This window comes from Streptomyces sp. cf386 (genome assembly GCF_900103585.1).
Taxonomy (GTDB): domain Bacteria; phylum Actinomycetota; class Actinomycetes; order Streptomycetales; family Streptomycetaceae; genus Streptomyces.
The window spans coordinates 38,790-59,050 of sequence record NZ_FNHV01000002.1; the positions used below are offsets into that span (position 1 = coordinate 38,790).

At 67.1% G+C, this 20,261-nt stretch carries 21 protein-coding genes; 8 read left to right on the plus strand and 13 right to left on the minus strand.

Annotated elements, in window-relative coordinates:
• Positions 1-12: 12 nt before the first annotated feature.
• The 7 genes from BLU79_RS04255 to BLU79_RS04280 form a co-directional block, all read right to left on the minus strand.
• Positions 13-375, minus strand: a complete 363-nt coding sequence (locus BLU79_RS04255) for a hypothetical protein (protein WP_143052450.1) — start codon at positions 373-375, stop codon at positions 13-15.
• Positions 376-653: 278 nt separating this feature from the next.
• Positions 654-1,799, minus strand: a complete 1,146-nt coding sequence (locus BLU79_RS04260) for a methyltransferase domain-containing protein (protein WP_093904254.1) — start codon at positions 1,797-1,799, stop codon at positions 654-656.
• Positions 1,800-1,817: 18 nt separating this feature from the next.
• Positions 1,818-2,681, minus strand: a complete 864-nt coding sequence (locus BLU79_RS04265) for a radical SAM/SPASM domain-containing protein (RefSeq protein WP_093904255.1) — start codon at positions 2,679-2,681, stop codon at positions 1,818-1,820.
• A gap of 60 nt (positions 2,682-2,741) precedes the next feature.
• Entirely contained in the window at positions 2,742-2,918 is a 177-nt protein-coding gene (locus tag BLU79_RS48060; RefSeq protein WP_177000858.1) for a hypothetical protein, read from the minus strand.
• Positions 2,919-3,044: 126 nt separating this feature from the next.
• The gene (locus BLU79_RS04270; protein WP_143052451.1) at positions 3,045-3,272 is read right to left on the minus strand and encodes a hypothetical protein; all 228 of its coding nucleotides are present in this window, start codon (positions 3,270-3,272) and stop codon (positions 3,045-3,047) included.
• Positions 3,273-3,877: 605 nt separating this feature from the next.
• Positions 3,878-4,318 (minus strand): hypothetical protein, encoded by a 441-nt coding sequence (locus tag BLU79_RS04275; RefSeq protein ID WP_177000859.1) that lies wholly within the window; start codon positions 4,316-4,318, stop codon positions 3,878-3,880.
• Between the two features lie 56 nt (positions 4,319-4,374).
• Positions 4,375-5,604: a helix-turn-helix domain-containing protein gene (locus BLU79_RS04280; RefSeq protein WP_093904257.1), complete on the minus strand. Its 1,230-nt coding sequence runs from the start codon at positions 5,602-5,604 to the stop codon at positions 4,375-4,377.
• Between the two features lie 277 nt (positions 5,605-5,881).
• Here BLU79_RS04280 and BLU79_RS04285 point away from each other — a divergent pair, with 277 nt between their 5' ends.
• The gene (locus BLU79_RS04285) at positions 5,882-6,241 is read left to right on the plus strand and encodes an SH3 domain-containing protein (protein ID WP_256333142.1); all 360 of its coding nucleotides are present in this window, start codon (positions 5,882-5,884) and stop codon (positions 6,239-6,241) included.
• Positions 6,242-6,371: 130 nt separating this feature from the next.
• Here the strand turns inward: BLU79_RS04285 and BLU79_RS04290 are convergent, their stop codons facing one another.
• Complete coding sequence (locus tag BLU79_RS04290) at positions 6,372-6,809, minus strand: hypothetical protein (RefSeq protein WP_143052452.1); 438 nt, start codon at positions 6,807-6,809, stop codon at positions 6,372-6,374.
• A gap of 140 nt (positions 6,810-6,949) precedes the next feature.
• Positions 6,950-7,363: a hypothetical protein gene (locus tag BLU79_RS04295; RefSeq protein WP_093904260.1), complete on the minus strand. Its 414-nt coding sequence runs from the start codon at positions 7,361-7,363 to the stop codon at positions 6,950-6,952.
• A 388-nt stretch (positions 7,364-7,751) separates the two neighbouring features.
• Between BLU79_RS04295 and BLU79_RS04300 the strand changes: the two genes are divergently transcribed.
• Positions 7,752-8,018, plus strand: coding sequence for a hypothetical protein (locus BLU79_RS04300; protein ID WP_093904261.1), 267 nt, complete (start codon positions 7,752-7,754; stop codon positions 8,016-8,018).
• 1,223 nt (positions 8,019-9,241) lie between these two features.
• Here the strand turns inward: BLU79_RS04300 and BLU79_RS04305 are convergent.
• Entirely contained in the window at positions 9,242-10,045 is an 804-nt protein-coding gene (locus BLU79_RS04305; RefSeq protein WP_093904262.1) for a GntR family transcriptional regulator, read from the minus strand.
• A 260-nt stretch (positions 10,046-10,305) separates the two neighbouring features.
• Between BLU79_RS04305 and BLU79_RS47790 the strand changes: the two genes are divergently transcribed.
• From BLU79_RS47790 to BLU79_RS04335, 6 genes are all read left to right on the plus strand, one after another.
• Complete coding sequence (locus BLU79_RS47790) at positions 10,306-10,683, plus strand: hypothetical protein (RefSeq protein ID WP_143052453.1); 378 nt, start codon at positions 10,306-10,308, stop codon at positions 10,681-10,683.
• A complete protein-coding gene (locus BLU79_RS04315) occupies positions 10,683-11,159 on the plus strand; it encodes a hypothetical protein (RefSeq protein ID WP_093904264.1) in 477 nt (158 codons plus the stop codon). The genes BLU79_RS47790 and BLU79_RS04315 overlap by 1 nt, the downstream gene beginning before the upstream one ends.
• Positions 11,159-12,496: an FtsK/SpoIIIE domain-containing protein gene (locus BLU79_RS04320; RefSeq protein WP_093904265.1), complete on the plus strand. Its 1,338-nt coding sequence runs from the start codon at positions 11,159-11,161 to the stop codon at positions 12,494-12,496. The genes BLU79_RS04315 and BLU79_RS04320 overlap by 1 nt, the downstream gene beginning before the upstream one ends.
• Positions 12,493-12,684, plus strand: coding sequence for a hypothetical protein (locus tag BLU79_RS04325; RefSeq protein WP_093904266.1), 192 nt, complete (start codon positions 12,493-12,495; stop codon positions 12,682-12,684). The genes BLU79_RS04320 and BLU79_RS04325 overlap by 4 nt, the downstream gene beginning before the upstream one ends.
• Positions 12,685-12,749: 65 nt before the next feature.
• Positions 12,750-13,094, plus strand: coding sequence for an SH3 domain-containing protein (locus tag BLU79_RS04330; protein WP_256333143.1), 345 nt, complete (start codon positions 12,750-12,752; stop codon positions 13,092-13,094).
• 94 nt (positions 13,095-13,188) lie between these two features.
• Positions 13,189-14,637: a replication initiator gene (locus BLU79_RS04335; RefSeq protein ID WP_177000860.1), complete on the plus strand. Its 1,449-nt coding sequence runs from the start codon at positions 13,189-13,191 to the stop codon at positions 14,635-14,637.
• 170 nt (positions 14,638-14,807) lie between these two features.
• Here BLU79_RS04335 and BLU79_RS04340 read toward each other — a convergent pair whose 3' ends face one another.
• From BLU79_RS04340 to BLU79_RS04350, 3 genes are all read right to left on the minus strand, one after another.
• A complete protein-coding gene (locus BLU79_RS04340; protein WP_093904267.1) occupies positions 14,808-16,526 on the minus strand; it encodes a recombinase family protein in 1,719 nt (572 codons plus the stop codon).
• Between the two features lie 202 nt (positions 16,527-16,728).
• The gene (locus BLU79_RS04345; protein WP_093904268.1) at positions 16,729-17,829 is read right to left on the minus strand and encodes a CHAD domain-containing protein; all 1,101 of its coding nucleotides are present in this window, start codon (positions 17,827-17,829) and stop codon (positions 16,729-16,731) included.
• A complete protein-coding gene (locus BLU79_RS04350) occupies positions 17,810-20,182 on the minus strand; it encodes an RNA degradosome polyphosphate kinase (RefSeq protein ID WP_177000861.1) in 2,373 nt (790 codons plus the stop codon). Before BLU79_RS04350 ends, BLU79_RS04345 begins: the two co-directional genes overlap by 20 nt.
• Positions 20,183-20,261 lie beyond the last annotated feature (79 nt).

A 20,261-nucleotide genomic window follows, 5' to 3' on the forward strand; every position in this document is an offset into this window, starting at 1 on the left:
TCGCAACACGCCCTAGTACTCACGACGTAGGCCCCATCGTTCTGGGTGGGCGGCTATGTCTGCCTTCATGGCTTCCTGCGTTGGATCGATCACGTTCCACGTGTGGTCTTGTGGGTGGTCGGTGTACAGGCCGCATGCGTCGCCGTTGGCCTGTTCGGCCGGGCACCATCTGAGCGTGACGAACCGGTGCTTGGTCTCGGTCCACAGGAACCAGACGGCTTGATCGGGGTTGTCGCAGTCCCATAGGTGATCCGCGTGTTCCCCGCGGTGGTGCTCGCCGAGTTCGCAGACCGCGTATCCACTGGCGAACTGTGCGGGATCCTCGGGCGGGTCGGCGGCGGACAGTATCTGCGCGAGCGTTTCGCGGGCTGGCAAGCAGCGGACGGCGGTGCACTGCAACGCGGGGCGTTCCTCGGTTGGGGAGAGGAGAGAGGAAAGCCCCGCCCGCGCGCCACGGGGGTGGCACAGGGGCGGGGCGGGTGTGGCACCCTCACCACTTGGGCGGGAGCGGCACCCCAGTGAAGGGGCGGACCGGGGCGGGAGCTGAGCGTGTGCGCTCGTTCGGGCACGTCTGCCCGTGCTCGGGGCTGGTCCGGTCGGGAGTGCCACGGGGCCGGCGCGGCTGAACGGGGGGAGTGTCGCCGCGCCGGGGTCTATCTCGCGCCCATGGAGGCGCGCCACCGTCCGCGTGACAGGTGGCACACGCCATCGGGCGTGATGCGGACGCTTGCACCGAGTAGCGGCAACGAGCCTTCCGCGTTGAGCCGGTTACGGATGCGCTCCAGGGCATCCCAGAGGCGTTGCGGGCCGCCCTGGTGGACTTGCGGCGGGTCGGTCCACTCGGCGGACGCGCGTGCCCACGAACCATCCGGGTGCACGAGATAGGCCGTTCTCGTGCGTCCGCTGGTCTCGTAGTCGACGTCGACACCGGGCGTCGTGACTTCCAGCATGGACCGGAGTTCCCAGGCGTTCGCCACGTCCACCACGGGGTAGCGGCCGGTACTCGTCGCCTCTCCGTCTGCTTCGCGGGCGAGGTTGAACGGCTCGGTGAGGGCGGGCGGGTAGTCGTCGCCGGAACGGGTGAGCATGAAGCCCGCCATGTCCCGCTCCACCCGTCCGATCACGTCTCCTTCCTGGTTCTTCCAGCCGGTGACGATCAGGGAGGTGCTCGCGAGCGTCGTTGCGATCCGTCCGCCGGGCTCCAGTGCGCCGAGCACCGCCCGGAGCGCCGGACCGGGGGCGAGTGCGACCGTGGACACGATGCGGTCGTACGAGCCGGGCACGCTTACGGTGGCGTCCGCCGTGATCAGCTTCGGGACGTAGCCCATGGACGCGAGCCGTTGCCCTGCGACGCTGACCAAGTACGGGTCCACGTCCAGACTCGTCACGTGCTCGTCCCCGAGACGATTGCAGGCGTACGCGGTGAGCCCGCCGGCCCCCGTGCCGAGGTCGAGCAGCGACCCCCCGTCGGCGACTCGTGTGTGCCGCAGCATCCGTACGACCAGGCTCGGCAGCGTGGCGGACGACGTGGGCAGTCCTTCGGGGTTGTCTCCGGGCTCGGCCTGGTCGGCGTGGAGCGTCCCGACTCGGGTGATCAGCGATCGGTCCGTGTACGCGGCCTGCGCCCACCCTTCCGGGTCGCTCGGTCCGTCGTGCAGTACCCATCGTCCGGTGTCGTCCCTGTCCCACCAGCGCGGGATGAGCTCGTGCCGGGGGATGCGTGCCACGGGGGCGAACCATCGCGAATCAGGGTCGGTTGCCTGGGCCGCGAGACTGCTTGCCTTGGTTACCCAATCCATGCTGCCGAGCCTTCCAGGTCAGTACGCGGGGTCACACGCTTCGGTATTGGCGGGATCACAGTCGTTGGAGTCGTCGGGAGTGCACCCTGCCCGTGGGGCGGGGATCCTCGCCGAGAGTTCTGCCCACGCCTGCCCGCCGAACAGCTCGGCGAGCCGGGTCTCTTGCACGTTGCCTGCCGGGAAGTCGCGCGAGAGCACACACCCGGCCAGGTCGCCGTTCGGGAGGATGGCGGCGCGCCCTCGGGTACACCGGCCGCACATCTCGTCCAGCGTCGGTGTGGCGCCGGGCAGCGCGGCACGGCCCACGGCCCGCACGCGGTCTGTGTTGATGTGCTTCACGCCCATGGATTCCAGCTCGGTGCGGGCCTCGGCCACGCGTTGTCCCGGCAGGATGTCTACGATTCCGGCCCGAATGGTGATGCCTCGCGTCACGGCTTCGCGGATGTTGCACCGGGTACGGGCGTAGCTGCCCGCACGCCCGGTGATCTTGTCGTGTTCGTCGGGGTCGTCGCTGTAGTAGCTCGTCCCGAGCGTCACGCCGTCGCGGGCGAACACGTCCCACCAGCCGGGGGCGACGTGGAACAGGTTGCTGTAGATCTCCACGTGCAGGCCGAGGAGAAGCCCCTGCTCGGTGAAGTCACGCCAGTTGGGGTGAACCGTCGGCTCGCCCCCGATGAGCTGGATGGTGGTGATGCCGAGCGCGGCAGCGTCCGTGATGACCTCCCGCCAGTCTGCGGGCGTCATCGTGCCGTGCGTGGCCTGCGGGCCGGACTCGGACAGACAGTGCGTGCAGGTGAGTTGGCACTTACCGGTGATCTCCAGTTCAAGGGACCGGATACCGGCTGCGGGGGATGCGGTGGGCGATTCCAGGAGAGTGGTCACGGTGGGTTGTCCTTCCGTCGTGGTGCGGATGGGGAGTCCACTTGCGGGCAGAGCGTGCTCCTACGCCTCGGCTTTGATCTCGATGTCCTCGCCGTACACGCTGTCCGGGGTGTGCTGGCGCATGTGGCGATCCGCCAACGCGCCCTGAGTGTGGTGGGGGCGGGGTGCCGGAATTTTGCCCATGTCCCGCTTGATGGCTGCCGTTGCGGCGGCAACGGTGTTCCTGGCTTTGCTCATTGATCGGCACTCCGTTCAGTGTGTGTTCGTGCAACCGGTCGGCTGCCGACCGTTACGCCGACAGCCGACCGGCGTGGTGTCCGCCCTCGTGCCACAGAGCGAGTCGATGTGGCCGAGGGCGGAGTCTCACAGCGGCGGGATTCCGGGGCCGCGCACGATCGCGGCGGCGGACCGGTCCCGGCGGGGAACGCCCCACTCGTCCAGCCGTTCCGCGACCCATGTGCCGGTGACCGCGAACTCACGGGCGAGCGATGCGGCGGGTTCTCCGTCGTTGTAGCGCTTGACCACGGATTCGCGCTGTCTGATGAACTCGGCTCGGGCGGCGTCCACTTCGGCCCTGGTCCGGCGGGTCAACGTTCCTCCATCGGGGTGTGGCCGGGGCGGCGAGCGCGCCGCAGCATGTGCGCGCTGTGGAAGTCCCGGCGAGGTTCCACACACAGTGGTGATCTACAGCGCGGCGGATACAGCAGCGGGCTGGCCCCCGGCCCCCGCCGAGGAAGGGAAACATCTGGACGGGGGCGGGAACTGTGGGGGGCGTCTTACGGGTACGGGGGACGCGATCAGGAGGTACCGAGCATCGCTGTCTGTGACGGTGAGTTGGTACGAGATGCGCTTGGCCAGCTTCTGCATGGTGTCCGCGTACTTGGCGGGGTCCCGGACCCACGTACGCAGGATGTCGGCGGCGTGTGTGTCACCCGTGAGGACAAGCGGGGCCGAGTGCAGCCAAGGGGCGAACTGGTCCGGGTCTAAGAGCCGGGCGAGTCGTTCGGCCTGCCCTTGGAGCCATCGTGCGGCGAGGCGTGGTGAGCGGGCGTTGTGAGCGGCAAGGACATACGCGCGGTTGTCGTCAAGAGGCGCTGCGAGAGCTTCGCACCGGTAGCCGACAAGGCGGTGTGCGGTCGGGGTGTATGAGACTGCGCGTAACGGCCCGGGCTTGCGGCCTGCGGCGTGGCGTCCGCTCACAGCAAGCCCCCGAGGTCCTTGTCGCGCATCGCAAGGATTCGCCCGACCTGGGAGTTGAACAACTCCAGTTGGGACGGATCGAGGATGAGCAGGGACTCGTTGGTGCCGCCGTCGTCGTAATGGACGGTGACTGGCAGACCGCCGTGCTGGGCGCGCGCGTCGTACGTCACGTCGCGTTTCAGCGGTGTGAGGTGCGTGACCTGGGGTTGCACGGGACGCAAGGTGTTGCCGTCGTTGGGCGCCGACCACTTGTCGCCGCCGCCGGGCGGGCACAGGTGGTAGGTGTTTCTCCCCTCGCCCGGCAGCGCGATGACGACACCGATTTCCCCGTCTTTTGACGTGTCGCGAGCGAGGTCGCCGAGTCGGGGGTAGTAGGGCGCGGCGGTGCCTAACTGGCCGCCCTGTGAGGGCTGGTGGGGGGTTCCTCGTCGACTCATGCCCCTGAAGCTAAAAGCGCGTCAGGGGGCCAATATGAATCAGGGGAATACGACCTTCATCCGTCGAGGTGGAAGCGGTTGGACATGCGGCGCAGCTTCTCCCGGGTGGTCGCGCGCTCGTTGTAGACGATGCTACGCAGCGTCGAGCGCGCGATCGGGTGGTGGCGGACCAGTTGCGGGGCGATGCGTTCGGCGGTCTCCAGCTCGGACAGTGCCTTGTCGCGGTTGCCATCCCACAGCCATGCACGGGCAAGGTCCATGTGATGGTGCCCCTGTCGGGAGTTGGGCAGCGCAGCGACGAGTTCAGGACTGGTGCGCCGGTTGATGGCAAGGGCACGCGTTTGGTCACCGGTCTCCAGTGCGACGCTGATCGCGTGAATCTGGACGTTGCCGGGAGAGAACGTCACGGAGTGCCGGTCATAGAGGGGCGGACCTTGCCGCTCGCTCATACGGTCGGCGGCGGCACGAGCGTGAGCGATTCGGTCCTCGGCTTCGGACGGCCGGCCCGCTCGGGCGGCCGAAACAGCAGCGCGCAGTTGGAGTGATCCCCACATTCGGACGGCGAGCGGGTCTCCGTGGTCGTAGTCGTCCTGAATGGTGCCCAGGGCTTTGTCTGACAGATGCAAGGAATCGTCCCAATCCGCGGTTGTCCACATGTCCCACACGCGCATCCAGTCGGCAAGCGCGGGCATGACGGGGTCGCCGGACAACCGGGCGGACCATGCCGCGCGTTCGGCGGCCATGGTGATCAACTCGGCGTGCCCGAGGGCATGCGCGGCTGTGTGGGCGAACTTGCAGGCGACGGCGTATACGGCGTACGCCTCTTCCCGCTCATGGCCCGTGGCGACTTCGGCGAGGGCGCGGGCCTCGCGCAGCAGGTCGGGAAGCACGCGCATGATTGCGACGTTTGCCGCAGCGTCCCGTAGACGGTGCAGCCTGGTCATGTCGCGCCACAGCTCACTGGCTGGCCGGGGAGTGCCGTCGAACGCGGGTGTGAGGTCGTATCGGCGCAGTTCGCGCAGGATGGAGCCGGCGGCGACCTGCCACTGATTCTCGGCGGTGCTGCTCGTGTACGGCCGTCCGATCAGGTCGTTGGGGTGTACGTGCAGCTCGGCCGCAATGGCATTGAGCAGGCCCACGCGGTCTATCTCGATTTGTCCGCGTTCCATCTTGGACACCCACCCTTGAGACTTTCCCAGGGCTACGGCGAGGTCTGCCTGTGGCATGCCAAGGCGCAGGCGAGCGCGGCGAATACGGCGGCCGATCTCCTCGGCTTCTTCCAGCATGCGCGGGACTCCATCCGTTCGGGCTCTCCTCGGAACGGTACCCATGACTTGTACTGAGTGTCGTGCGCGATCGTGGAGCGGCAGCGGCCGGCCCGGTTTTCGTGCGGAGCAGAACTCGACGTTCTCGTCAGCCGCACGAGCAATTCATTCGGATAAGTGGTTGACCTTCCGGGGTGGATGTCCGATGCTTGCCACTCATCCGCATGAGTGGTCGTCCGCAATGCGGAATCAGACCGCTCGTGCTGTTTCGAGTGAAGGGAAGTTGATCATGGGGCGTATGGCTCTGCGGACGCTGGCTGTGTCGGGTGCGCTGGTCGCGGGTGTCGGTCTGGTGGGTGTGTCGGCGGCGTCGGCGGTGGTCCCGTCGGATCCGGCCGGTTCGTCTCGCAGTGAGGCGTGGGCGCCGGTGGGTCTGGTGTCCAAGACGGTGACCGTCGATGGCCTGCGGGTGCGTACGGGTCCGGGTACGGACTCGGTGATCCTGGGGCAGATATACGCGGGTGAACCGGTGCAAGTGCTCGGCTCCACGCGAGTGGCGGGCGGTCAGCAGTGGAATCAGGTGATGTTGCAGAGCGACTCTGCGGGCGGCCTGCCCGAGGGGTATGTCGGCTGGGTGACAGACGAGTACCTCTACTGAATGACCGTTCAGTAGTCCACTAGGCGGTCCCTTCTCGGCTTCGGCGGAGAGGGGGCCGTTTGCTGTTCTGTGTCGGTGGCGCGTGGTCGCACAGCGGCCGTTGCGTGATGACCGTTGCCTGTGCCGGCGATCAGGAGGACGGCTCGTCGGGGCCGGGGAAGACCTGCTTCCAGTGACCATGGTTGGTGAGGAACCGCATCTGGGCTTCCATTTCCTCTCGGGCCTGCTCGGTCATGTTGCCTTCGAGGATGAGCCAGACGAAGTCCCCCGGCGCCTCTCGCATGTCCACGGTCTTTCCGTCGGGCAGCTCGTCGACGATCCGGACCTCGACCGTGAACGTTGCGCTGTCCGCCTCCGCCGCCGGAGGACGCTCCCAGTTCTGCACCCAGCGGCCTTTGGCGATCAGCCACCGCACCAGGTCGCTCATCTCCGTCAGGGCCTGCTGCGTCATGTGGCCCTTGACGATCTTCCACGTGTTGTCCCCCGGTGCCTCCAGAATCAGGACGGCCCTGCCTCCGGGGAGTTGGTCAACGGTTTCAAATACGACCACTGTGGATTCAGTTGCCACTTTCTGCCCCTTTTGGTGCATCCCCGTTGGTCACGCACGCATGTACGAATACTTTGAGCCACACGTACATCGGCAGGTTAATTGCATAAGCAATCGAACGCCAGGCGGTTCCCGGGGGTGGGCCGTTCTGACGAGGTGTTTTACCGGCTGGTGCGGCTGCGGTCGTACGCCTCGACGATGGCCAGAAGTTGCCTGCGCTCGTCCTCTGTCATGCCCTCGGCGTAGGTGACCAGGGCGCGCGCTTCGCCGGAGGTGGCGTAGGTGGGCGTGATGCCCATGAACTGTGCGGCGGCGGCTTCTTGGACGACCGGCAGCGCCAGGTTGAGCCCTGTGGCAAGCGCGCGTAGTTCGGGGAGCTGCGGGGGTGTGGTGGCCATGTGTTTTTCGAGGCGGTCGACCCAGTTGTGCCCGATCAGTCCACCCGTGCCCGTGGCGGGGTCGACGCAGGCCGCCGCGAAGCCGCGCAGGCTCAGCCGCAGCTCCTTGCGCCGCCTGTGTACCAGGTCGGAGAGCTGCGCGCGGGATTCCCGTTCGGCTTCCGTCATGGTGGTCATCCTGTCACCTCGGCGTTTTCGGGGGCGAGCCGTGCGGGGTGCTGCCTTGCGGTCGTGGGTGCGCGGCTGTCGTCGCGGGCCTGTGGGTCTTGGTGGTGCAGGCGAGTGAACGGGCGGCATTTTGACCGGTGGACGGATCGTCCCCAGCGGGGGACGTTAATCGCTCCGCTGTGGAGTCGGCAACGGTCGCACCCTCCGCTTGATAGCCCTTGACATGTAGACCTTCCCCTGTATCCAATGCGGGCACGTCCCGAGCAGGTGACAGTACGTCTTTTGTTGAAGGCATTAGAAGACTGCTTGCCCTGTTTCTGGATGTGCACAGGTGTTCGGTATGGGCGGCTAGCCGGTTGTAGGTGACCTACACGGCTGGGGCTGGGAGAGTTGCGCGATGGCGGAGAGCAGGGCGCCCTACGGGGGATACAGCGGGGCGGAAGAGGCGCTCTTCGTGCCCGGCGTGGACTACGTGTCGCCGTGGAAGGAAGCACACGGGGTCGCCGAGGAACTGAACACGGCGGTAGCAGCCCTGGGCGTAGATGCCCGGCTGGTGCGCGCGGTGGCCCATGTGGGGCCGCGCGGCGAACCGGTGATACAGCTCCGCCTGGAAGACGCGCGTGTGCTCATCCGGGAACTGCGAGCGGGATGGCAGTCAGGCTGACGGCGCGTCGGCATGGTCGGTACGGGAGAGGGAAGGGGACGAACATGAGTCGGGACGACTGGAAGACGGCAGCGGGCTCGCGGGTGTGGATCGAGACCGACCGGCGTGGGGAGTTCATCCAGTGCCAGGGGTGCCGTCGTCCGATCCTGATCACGGGTATGGGGCCTGCACGGTTCGCTGCCCAGCAGCACGCGGACACCTGCCGAAGGTAGGCGTGCGGCTCATGGGCGGGCGAGTGCCGGCCCACTGCGGGAAGTCGGATCCGTACCCCGAGACGGGGGAAAGGTACAGCTCACGTGCGTGGTGACCTCACGCGCGCACGGGCATGGACCACGACGAAACCCGCATTCGCGCGTGAGGTTGCCACGCCTGGGCGGGGTCCAGGGGTGTGCTGTAGCACCCCTGGTACCACCGGCCGAAGGTGGATCATTAACGGCGGACGTTGATAGTGACCTGGATGCCACCGATGGCGGCAGCTCCCGCCAGTGCCACGGCCAGTGAGATGGGGCCACCCGCTAGGGCGGTAGTGATCGCAGCCGCGAGGGAGACGGCACAGATACCGGTCTGGGTCCACACCAGGACCTCTCGATGCGGCCGGGCGCTGCCCCTCGGGTCCTGGCTGACTTCTGGGGTACGGTCGAAAGTAGTCACCGGTATCGCTCCTCTTCCTGCCAAGGCGGACGGGCTGACAGCCAAGTGACGCGACGCAAGGGGAGCACGGCTGAATGCTTGCAGGCTGGCCGCTGCTCCCCTTCGTTGCGTCGGAGTGGCTTCATCACCGTAGCCTCGTCACCCTTGGTAGCAAAGTTTTGCGTATATCGGCGTGACACAACTACTCTCCGCATTTGGGAAGTAGCTCTAGCCGAATTACTAAACTGGTGCAAATGCGGATGTAGTTGGGTGACGAAAATCTGAGTCAGTGGCCTGTACCGAGTCGGTTCGTAGCGGGCAGATGGCGGGTAACCGGCGTGCAGACGCGCGGAGTTGGCATCCATGTGGGGGAGCATTGGGCCGCGGTGGTCGTCGCTCGCCTACCGCTGGCCGACGGAACTCACGGCAACGCCCCCGGCGAAATCCGCGGGGGCTTCTCTGGTTGGTCGTGGCGGCGGTGGTGTCGGGCGGCTGGCTGTCCGGACGGGACCGGCCGAAGGCCGCATGCCCGGCCGAGGCGGCCAGAGCCGCCCGGCGCGCCGAAGGCGCGCCCTTGAGCAAGTAAAGAGAAGTTACTCCGATCGGGATGAGCGGCCGGTGGCGCGCTTGGCGGGGGGCTTCGTCGGCGTCACGGTGAAGGCGAGCTGACAGGTGTCGGCGGGCGCCTTGAGCTCCTCGCACAGCAGGGGGCGGCCCTGGTCGGCGTCGGCGGTCACGCGGTAGGCGATCAGCAGGTGGCTGGCGTCGCTGAGTCCGAGGGCGGTGCGCTCGTCCGGGAAGGGGGCGCGGGCGGTGACGCGCTCGGTGAACTCCAGTGACAGGCCTGCGTCGGCGAGCTGCTGGTACAGGTCGGCTACTTCGGCGTCGGGCTGCTCGGCAAGGGTGGGAACCTCGGCTGCGGTGGCCAGAGGGATCAGCACGCGGTGGGCCATGCGGGCGCCGGTGGTCGGGTCGTGCAGCAAGCGGTCCACGCTGATGGCGTCCTGGTCCTGCTGGCCGAGCAGCAGTGCCGGGGGCCCGTCCAGCGTGGTCCGGCTGACGGCGGCAGTCTCCGATGCGTTGGTGGTCGGAAGGCTCCAACTCCCCTTCGTGGTGCGGTGGATGGCGCGGTCCACACTGGTTGCGGGGAGGGCCTGGCCGGTGGCGAGAACGATGGTGCCCTTGCCCTGCTGGGACTCGACCAGGCCCATGCGGCGCAGCTCGGCTACGGCGGAGCGGGCGGTGTGCTTGCCCACGCCGTACATGTCTTCCATGTGCTTCTCGGACGGCAGGAGATCGCCGGGCTTGTAGCGGCCTGACCGGATGTCGTCGGCAACGCGCTGGGCAACCTGCATGAACATGGCCGGGCGTCGTTCGATGTGCTCTCGGGCTGCCATTTTGCTGCGTCCTTCTCGGGTCGGCGGTGCGTGAGTCGAAAGTTGTGCGGTGAGTCGTCGTGCCGCGTTGCATGTCAGTGGGTCGTGGTATACCGCGCGTGATGCACTCATGAGGATAAGTGGTCAGCCGTCTGACGTATAGCCAGAACCCAGTCATCCGGATAAGTGGTTGACGGGATTCCGCCTCTCAGGTCATGATGATCGCCCGACTCATCCGAATAAGTGGATGAGCGGGTGTGTCTGGAATGAGGTGAACTCCCTTGGAAGACAAGCCGATTGATGTCGGACGCTTGGGCACGATTCGCTGCCTGATCGCGCCGGAGCCGCGTACCACGCCAGAGGGTGAACAGCGAAGGGACCGTGAGGGCAACCCGCTGTGGATCACCGGTCTAGTCGTCCGCCAGTTGGAAGGGCGGCGGCTGGATGAGATCCACGTGACCACGGTCGGGCCTCCGCAAGGGCTCACCGAGGGCGGTGAGGTCAAGGTCGCGAACCTGTGGGCCCGTGACTGGGCACTGGAGGGGCGGACCGGTACGACTTACCGGGCCGATGCGATCACGTCGGCGACGGGTTCGGGCGGCGGTGCGGCACCGGCTCCTGCTGCCGGATCGCGCGGCAAGTCGGGCGGTGACTCCTGATGAGCCGTCCCTTCTACAACGTCAGCGGCCCCCAGGGCGACGGTGTGGCCTGCGTGATGTGCGGGGCCGACTTCCTCAAGGACAAGATCACGTCGGTGGTCGTGGGCTGCCACCCGGTGGACGACGCGTCGGTGTACGCCTGCAAGGAACCCTGCGCGCGGCTGCTCGCCGAGGACGCCGAACGCATGGCTCGCGAGATGCGGGTGCTGGCCGGTCTGGACGATGCGGACGTGCCCTCCGACGAGCGGGACGATCCGGTGTTCTGCGTCGACGGCCACTTCGGCTCGCTCCTGCGCGACCTTCGCACCCTCGCCGGTACCGAGGCGCTGCTGAGCACCAGCGACGACAACAAGACACTCCGCTTCCTGCTCTCCCTGACGGCCCGCCACGCCGAGACGGCCATGATGCGCGCCCGCCTCGTGCTGGCACGCACCAGTGCCGACAACGCCGGCGGCGGCACGGGCGGTGACGACTGATGCCCGCCTCCCTGGTGGTGTGGATCCTCTCCGCGCTGCTCCTGGTCGGCGTGCTCACCCAGAAGTGGTGGGAACCCCGGTTGGAGGCGCGGGGGGTGCGGCCTCGGCAGTGGCCGGTGCGCTGGTGGCTGCTCGGCTACCCGAGCACCGCGCTGCGCATCCTCTCGACGTGGCGGCGGCTCGCCTACCTCAACGGCCTCTCGGTGAGCCTGTCTCCGACGAGTCGGGTGATCGGCCGTGACCTCGTCGTGCAGGGCCAGGCCCTGAAGCCCAAGCCTCCCCGGCTGTCCTTGCCGGTGCCGACGGCAACCGGGCTGCGGCTGCGGGTGCTGCTGCATCCGGGGCAGACCCCGGGCCCGTACTTCGCGGCGGCCCGTGCCATGGAGCACGCCTGGCGGGTGCACCGGGTGTGGGTCACCTCGCCTCGTCGGGGACTTGTCGTCATCCATGTGACGGCGGTGGATCCGCTGGCCGGTCCCGGCCCTTTCGCTCGACCGCCGGCCCCTGTGCTGCTCTCGGCTGACGTGGGCCGATCCGAGGACGGCGAGCCCTGGCTGATCGACCTGCGCCGGGTTCCGCACTGGCTCGTCACCGGTGCCACGCAGTCGGGGAAGTCCTCGTTGCTGGCGGCGTTGGTGCTGGGTCTGGCTCCTCAGCGGGTCGCCCTGGTCGGCGTCGACTGCAAGGGCGGCATGGAACTCGGGCTGTTCGCCGGGCGGCTGTCCGCGCTGGCCATCAACCGCACCGAGGCGGTCGGCCTGCTGGCCCGTGTGGTCGACGAGATCACCCACCGCATGGGGCACTGCCGGTCCTGGGGAAAGCGGTCCGTCTGGGAACTCCCCGAAGAGCAGCGGCCGGTGCCCGTCGTCGTCATCGTCGACGAACTGGCCGAGCTGTACCTGACGGACGGCTCACGCGAATCGAAGGACCAGGCCGAGCAGTGCGGAACGCTCCTGCTGCGCATCGCCCAGCTCGGCGCTGCGCTCGGCGTCCACCTGGTCATCGCCGGGCAACGGGTCGGCTCCGACCTAGGCCCCCGCGTGACCGCGCTGCGGGCCCAGCTCGGCGGACGAGTCGCCCATCGCGTGCATGACGAAGCGTCCGCCGAGATGACCTTGGGCGACATCAACGCGGACGCCGTGGTGACCGCTCAGGCCATCACCGAGGACGAACAGGGCGTGGCCGTGGTCGCCATGGGCGGCCGGTGGCTGCGTGCCCGCTCCCATCAGGTCAGCACCGCCGACGCCGCCGCAATCGGGCGGACGGATCCGCCGGTGAATCCCTTCATGACCATGCCCGACCCCGTCACATTCGAGAAAGGGGAAGTAGCGGCATGACACAGACACATATCTGGGTCATCGACTCATTCCTGTTCCTGTACGTCGTCCTGACCTCCCGATCCCGGGAAATCCGCGCCTATCAGGCAACCCTGATCGCCCTGTTCGGATTCCTGCTGGCCGGAACACCTTTCGGCCTCCCCGTGTGGGCGATCGTCAACGCTGTCGGAAGCCTCTTTTTCGGCTGACCCGGAAAAGAAACCCCAGAGGCGGCAAAAGGGCTGCCTCGAAACCCTCTCAGAGGAGAAACGAAATGAAGATCCGCAACAACATCGTCCGCGCCCTTGCCGCGTCCGCCTTCGGCCTCACTCTCACGGCGGCCGGAATCGCAACCGCCGGTACGGCCACGGCGGCATCCCTCCCGAAGGCATGCAAGGGAAACGTGTGGGTCGAGCCCCAAAAGCAGGTTGCCGATACGGCCGTGAACCTGCGGAGCGGTCCCGGAACAAAGTACACGTCCAAGGGAATCCTCTACAAGAACACCCGATTCAGTGAGTACTGCACTAACTGGAATTACAACTGGGGGTACGGAAAAGTCGCCAGTGGTCCGAACAAGGGAAAGTGGGGGTGGGTCTCAACTTTCCATCTCCACTACTAATGCGTCACTTTCTCTGACGCTTTAGGTCTGAGGAAAGACAAAAGGGGAGTTGACCCATGACCATCGCGCCCATCCCTCGTGAAAGGGGGCCACCATGTACCCGATATCGGACCAGGCGCGGCGCTCAGCCCTTAATGAGGCTGAGCGTCTGCGCCTCCTTTCTCCCACCGAACGCGACCTGATCCGGCTCGTCCATGAACCCGGATTCCCGCACTGGCTCGACCAAATCAAATCCATCGGCGGATGCGCCCACCCCATCTACCTCACCGGACACACCACCACCCGCGACACGGTCACCGGCGAGGTGCTGCGGCACTACGACACCAGCGACGAACCCGGCGGCCGAATGCCGGTGCGCTGCCGCAACCGGCGAGAAACACGCTGCCAGCCCTGCTCCTACCTCCACGCGGGCGACACCTTCCACCTGGTCCGCTCCGGCCTCCTCGGCGGCAAGGGCATCACCGACGACGTCCGGCGCCACCCCCGGCTCTTCGTCACCCTCACCGCCCCGTCCTTCGGCGCAGTGCACCGTGCCAGCGGTCCGGACGGGGCCGTGTGCCGCCCTCGACGAGACGGCGGCATCTGCGAACACGGGCGGCCTCTCGGCTGCGGCCAGAAGCATGCGGACACAGAATCCGCGGTGGGTCAGCCGCTGTGCCCGGACTGCTACGACTACCCCGGACACGTCCTCTGGCACGCAACCGCCGGCACTCTGTGGAATCGGTTTTGCCACATGCTCAGGCGGCATTTGGCGACCGCAGCAGGAATCACACAGAGCCGCCTCGGCGAACACCTGAAACTCTCGTTCGCGAAAGTCGCCGAATACCAAAAGCGCGGCGCTGTCCACTTCCACGCGGTGATACGCCTCGACGGACCCGACGGCCCTTCCTCGCCTCCGCCACTGTGGGTCACAACGGAAATGCTGACCGGTGCCGTGCGGTCGGCTGCGGACACGGTAAAGGTCCACACCTCATATTCCCCCGCGACCGGTGAACGGGCCGTCCAGTGGGGCAAACAGCTCGACGTACACCCGATCCGCAGCGACGCATTCACCGGAACCTCAGTGGTGACCGACAGCGCGGTTGCGGCCTACGTCGCGAAATACGTCTCCAAGAGCGTCGGCGACGCGGGCGGAATCGACTACCGCATACAAGACTTCGACAGCATCCGCCTCGCCCCCGTCAACGCCCACCTACGCGCCCTCATGGCTGCCTGCTGGCGCCTGGGCGGCCTCCCGGAACTGGAGGCCCTGAACCTCCGGCCCTGGACTCACACCCTCGGCTACCGGGGCCACGTCCTCACCAAATCCCGCCAGTACTCCACCACCTACGGAACACTCCGCGCAGTCCGGGCGGAACACCAGAGCAGCGACCTCCCTGCCCTGGAAGACAGAGACACCGTCACCGACTCCGCATGGCGCTACGTCGGCTCCGGACACTCACCGGCCGAAGCAGACTTCGCACACGGAATAGCGGAAGACCTAACCGCCCTACGCGAGATCAAAAGAGAAATGATCGCCGAGGGGTGGAAATATGCCGCCTAGGGAAAATGCGGGATGCGCCAATTCAGATGACGCGAAAATTGGTTCAGAGGATTGGTCAGTGCAGGCACAGGAAACCCCCGGCGCAGGTCCGGGGGCCTGGAATGGGAAGTCACTTGTCCCAATCGATGAATGGGTTGAGTCTCAGCTAGCCAAGGCGCCTGCGCCGGACCCTATGCAGCGGCGGGCTCTGGCGGCGATTCTTGGCCTTGATCTTCAGCGGTAGCCTGCTTCTTCTTGCGCCAGGAAACCTGCAAGAGGTTTGGATCAAACGGAGCCTTGTCGCTTCGTTCTTCCGGTACAGGGAGAACCACAACCGAGGCGAGGACTAGAGAAATGACTTCCTTCTTCTCGTCCAATTCCATTTTGGTCCACTTTTTGCGGCTCCATCCTCGGAGGAGATTGGCTTTAGACTGGGCCTGAAGGTGGTCCCGCTCCTCTTTCTGTAGCGTCTTGATATTCCTATTCAGGTTCGTGAGCATGTCATGTACGTCGCTCCAGTCGGCCTCTCCATCCGCCACGGATTCTTTGATTTTCTTGCGCTGGGAGACGAGTCCATCCAGTTTTTCCTTACCCCTCCAAGGAATGGTTTTGGGCTTAGTTCCCGAAAAATGCTTGTCCAGGTAGGCCAACAGCAACTCTGTAAGGTACTTATCGACTGGTGCCACGCGACGTCCCACACCCTTGCAGTTTGGGTCACCGCACCGGTAATAGTCGCCGTACTTAGCGTTTTTTCCGGTGGCCTTATTACCGGAAAGTTTTGAGTAGCAAACCTCGCTCATGTCATTGATTCGCCCGCAGCGGAGAGGTCCAGAAAAGAGGTACTTTCCAACGCGGGTAGTCTCGCCCTCGGTGGGAGGCTTCACCATGCCTCGGTGCAGACGGTTCGCATACACCCCCGCCATAATCTGCTTCCAAGTGCTGTAGTCCACCTTGTCAACTTCAGGGTCGGCATACTCCCATTTGCCTAGCCTGGGCTCTCCCGTATCGGGATCCGTGACGATTTCTCCGTCCAGAATCCGGCCACCCCACCAGGCGGGATTGGTAACGGCACCCTTTACGCCTTGCTCGGACCATTTTCCACCCCGAGCGGTGAAGATGGGATTCCCATCCTTATCCCTCTCTCGGTTGATCCAGCCCGTGATATGACGCCAAGAGCGTCCGTCGGCACGCTTCTTGATCATCTGAATCAGGTAGGGCCACTCAGCGGGGTCCTTTTTCTCGTTGCCTAGGCGGCCTTCTCGCTTCTCTGATCCAAGCCAACCGAAGCGGCGGGGGCCGCCGGGAACGGCTCCTTCCTCGGCTCTGTCCTTCGAGTTGCGCGTAGTCCTCTTCCGGATCTTGCGCACCTCCGCCTCACCTGTTCCGGACGTGACCAGGCCAGCGATGATCGTGCCGTCATCATCAACGAGATTCAGGTACGTCTTGTCTTCGATGAAGGTCCCTGTTCCGTTCAGAACCAAGGCGTCCTGTAGGGCGATGAAGTCACGGGGGAGCCGCCAGACCCGCTCTCGCTCTACCGCGATGCAGCCCTTGAGCGGGATGCGGGTCTCTTCCTCGTAGCCGTGCGTGATGTCCTTGATCATCTGGACAAACGCTGGTCGAACGACTTCACGTTTGGACGCAGTGATGTTGTTGTCCTCGTAGCACACGACGACGGCGCAGTTGTGCAGGGCTGCGTTCCGTGCGTTGTTCCTGTGCTGGCGGCCAACACCGATCGCGTCCCCTTTGAGCCGATCGGCTGAGATGCGGGCCATGGACGCTATGGGTGTTCTCCCGGCTAGCCAGTCCTCAACCGTCCCGCCCTCGTCCAAGTGCTCTTGCAGCTCGGGGGCGACGTAGGAGCGTGAGAACGTCTTGGACTGACGTGCCGAGTTCCTTGTGTCGATCATGCGAACTCATCGTAGTGCACCGTGGTTAACGATGCTACGATTCGTCGTATTTCGGCCGGTGGACCAGGCATATCTCCAGCTCATCGTCTACCGGCGAACGGCGCCACAGGACACAGCCGGCGGCGTGGACGATGAATGCGTTCGCGTGAGTCACCGGGTGTATGCCTCCTTCAGGGGACCCCATGAGGTCCCCATGGGGTGCCTAGGGGGTGCTTACCGTCTGCAGCTGCCAGGACTGCTGGAACGCGAACCGTGCCGCCTCCACCTCGTGCCGCTGGTCGGCGTGCAGCACGCCGAGGGCGTACGCCGTCGCCGGGGCGATCCGCGGGGTGCGGGCCGCCTGGGCCGCCGCTGCCGCCGCCTCGGAGGCGTCGCGGTGCCGGTTGAGTGCCTGGCCGGCCGCCAACAGCCGCATGTCCACCGGGGAGTTGTCGCCGTGGAGGACCTCGCGGGCGTAGCGGTGCAGGCGCAGCAGCAGGCGGACCTGGTGCCAGGGGGCGTCCTGCGGATGTGGGGCCGGGTCCGGGGAGAGGCCGTGGATCAGGGCCTCGGCGTTGTAGGGGTGGCCGGCGGTCACCAGGGGGAGCGCCGCGACCGCGTCGGTGAGCCGCTCCTCGGCGGCGGCGGCGAGGGGGCGCAGGTCGGCGGTGGCCGCGGCGGGGGTCAGGGGGACCTCGCTGGCCAGTACGGCGATGTTGTCGGCGACGGCGTGAAAGCGGGAGGAGCCGAGGGCCTGGAGGGCGGTGCTGTGCGCTCGGGTCCGGGCGAGGGTGAGCTGCCGTTCGAGCAGGGCGCCTGCCTTGGCCGCGCCCACGGTGAGGTTGCCGCGCTCCGGGGTGGGCGCCGCGGCAGGGGGCCCCGCGGCCGTCTCCGCCGAGCCGGCCCCCGCCCCCGCACCCGCCCCGCCCACGTCGTTCGCGCCCAGCTGGGCCGGCAGGGCCGTCGCCCCCGACAGGCGGTGCAGGGCCAGCAGCAGGCGTTCCAGGCGGCCGGCGTACGCGTGTTCCATGGCCAGCGTTCCCGAGAGCCAGGCCAGTTCCGGGCGGATGGCCTCCGACCAGTCGGTGTCCAGCAAGGGGCGGAACGTGTGCAGGCTGGCGCTGATGCGGCGGGCCGAGCGGCGCAGGGCCCGGGCCGCGTCGACGGCCTCCTCCGAGCCGTTGGCCGCCCCTCCACCGGTCTCCCGGTGCAGGCGCAGGGCTCGGAGGAACTCCGTGGCCTGGGCGCGCAGGTAGCCCGCTAGGGCGTCCCCGGTCACGGCCCCGGCCGTGGGGTCCGTCGGATCAAGGTGTTGCTGTGCCACGCCGGCGCCTCCGGGCGTCTATGAGCATCTCCTGGACGTTGCGCAGCGGCTGGCCGTCCGCGTCCGTCGCGTGCCGCGTCCACTCGCCCTCCGGTCCGAGGTGCCAGGACGCGGTGGTGTCGGACATACCGGTCTCCAGGAGCCGGTTGAGCGCGGCGCGGTGGGCCGGGTCGGTGACCCTGACCAGGGCTTCGATCCGTCGGTCGAGGTTGCGGTGCATCATGTCGGCGCTGCCGATCCACACCTCGGGTTCGCCGCCGTTGCCGAAGCCGAAGACCCGGGAGTGTTCGAGGAACCGGCCGAGCACCGAGCGGACGCGGATGTTCTCCGACAGCCCGGTCACACCCGGGCGGACCGCGCAGATGCCGCGGACCCAGATGTCGACCGGCACGCCCGCCTGGGACGCGCGGTAGCAGGCGTCGATGAGCGCCTCGTCGACGATCGAGTTGACCTTGATGCGGACGTAGGCGGGACGTCCGGCACGGTGGTGCTGGACCTCCTTGTTGATCCGCGACACCAGGCCGTCACGCAGGGACTTGGGGGCGACCAGCAGCCGCCGGTACGTCTCTCGGCGCGAGTAGCCGGAGAGACGGTTGAACAGGTCGGACAGGTCGGCGCCGACCTGGGGGTCGGCCGTCAGCAGGCCCAGGTCCTCGTAGAGGCGGGCCGTCTTGGGGTGGTAGTTGCCGGTGCCGACGTGGCTGTAGCGCCGTAGGGTGTCGCCCTCCTGGCGGACCACGAGCGACAGCTTGCAGTGGGTCTTCAGGCCGACGAGGCCGTAGACGACATGGCAGCCGGCCTCCTCCAGCTTGCGCGCCCACTTGATGTTGGCGTGCTCGTCGAAGCGGGCCTTGATCTCGACCAGGACAAGCACCTGCTTGCCGGCCTCGGCGGCGTCGATGAGCGCGTTGACTATGGGGGAGTCGCCGGAGGTCCGGTACAGGGTCTGCTTGATCGCGAGGACGTCCGGGTCGTCGGCCGCCTGCTCCAGGAAGGCCTGCACGGAGGTGGAGAACGAGTCGTACGGATGGTGCAGCAGCACGTCCCGGTTGCGCAGCGCGGCGAAGATGTCCGGCGCGGACGCCGACTCGACCTCGGCGAGGTCGCGGTGGGTGCCCGCGATGAACTTCTGGTACTTCAGTTCGGGCCGGTCCACGGAGGCGATGCGGAAGAGGCCGGTGAGGTCCAGGGGGCCGGTCAGCGGGTAGACCTCGGCCTCGCTGATCTTCAGCTCGCGCACCAGCAGGTCGAGGACCTCCTGGTTGATGCTCTCCTCGACCTCCAGGCGCACCGGCGGCCCGAAGCGGCGCCGCATGAGCTCCTTCTCCAGGGCCTGGAGGAGGTTCTCGGCGTCGTCCTCCTCGACCTCCAGGTCCTCGTTGCGGGTGACCCGGAAGGCGTGGTGCTCCAGCACCTCCATGCCCGGGAACAGCTCCTCCAGGTGCGCGCCGATGACGTCCTCCAGCGGCACGTACCGGCCGGGGGAGGCCTCCAGGAAGCGGGAGAGCAGCGGCGGCACCTTGACCCGGGCGAAGTGCGGCGTGCCGGTGACGGGGTTGCGGACGCGCACGGCCAGGTTCAGGGACAGGCCGGAGATGTACGGGAACGGGTGCGCGGGGTCGACCGCCAGCGGGGTCAGGACCGGGAAGATCTGGTGCCGGAACAGGGTGAACAGGCGTGCCTGCTCCTTCTCCGTCAGCTCGTTCCAGCGGACCAGGTGGATGCCCTCCTCCGCGAGGGCGGGGGCGACGTCCTCGTGGTAGCAGGCGGCGTGGCGGGCCATCAGCTCGCGCGAGCGGGCCCAGATCATCTCCAGGACCTCGCGGGGCTGCAGGCCGGACGCGGACCGGGTGGCGACCCCGGTCGCGATACGGCGCTTCAGACCGGCCACCCGGACCATGAAGAACTCGTCCAGGTTGCTGGCGAAGATCGCCAGGAAGTTGGCCCGCTCCAGGAGCGGGGTGTTCGGGTCCTCGGCGAGTTCGAGGACGCGCTCGTTGAACGCGAGCCAGCTGCGCTCCCGGTCCAGGAAGCGGCCCTGGGGCAGCTGGACCCCGTCGACGAGTGACTCCTCGTAGGCGTCGAGGTCGGCGTCGATGTCCGGTTCCAGGTCGGAGACGACCGCGGAGACCGTGTGCGGGCGGTGCGCCGCTATGGAGCCCACGGAGGGCTGCGCGTGCTGGACGTTGGCCTGGGAGTTTGTGGACTGGCTCATATGTCCATTGTTCCGCGCTTCGACTCCGATGGGCGCGTCGGAAAGCGCGGGCGGGAGCGTCGCGGGGAGGCGTCGGGCGTCCCCGTTCCTCGCGTTCCCCTCCGGCGGCGGCGAAGGCGCTGGCACGGCGGCGGTCATTGGCCGAGGGTCGCAAGTCCGTCTGAACCAATGGTTACGGAGACATGGCGTGTGGGATAGCGGGGGGCGGCTCGCGGGC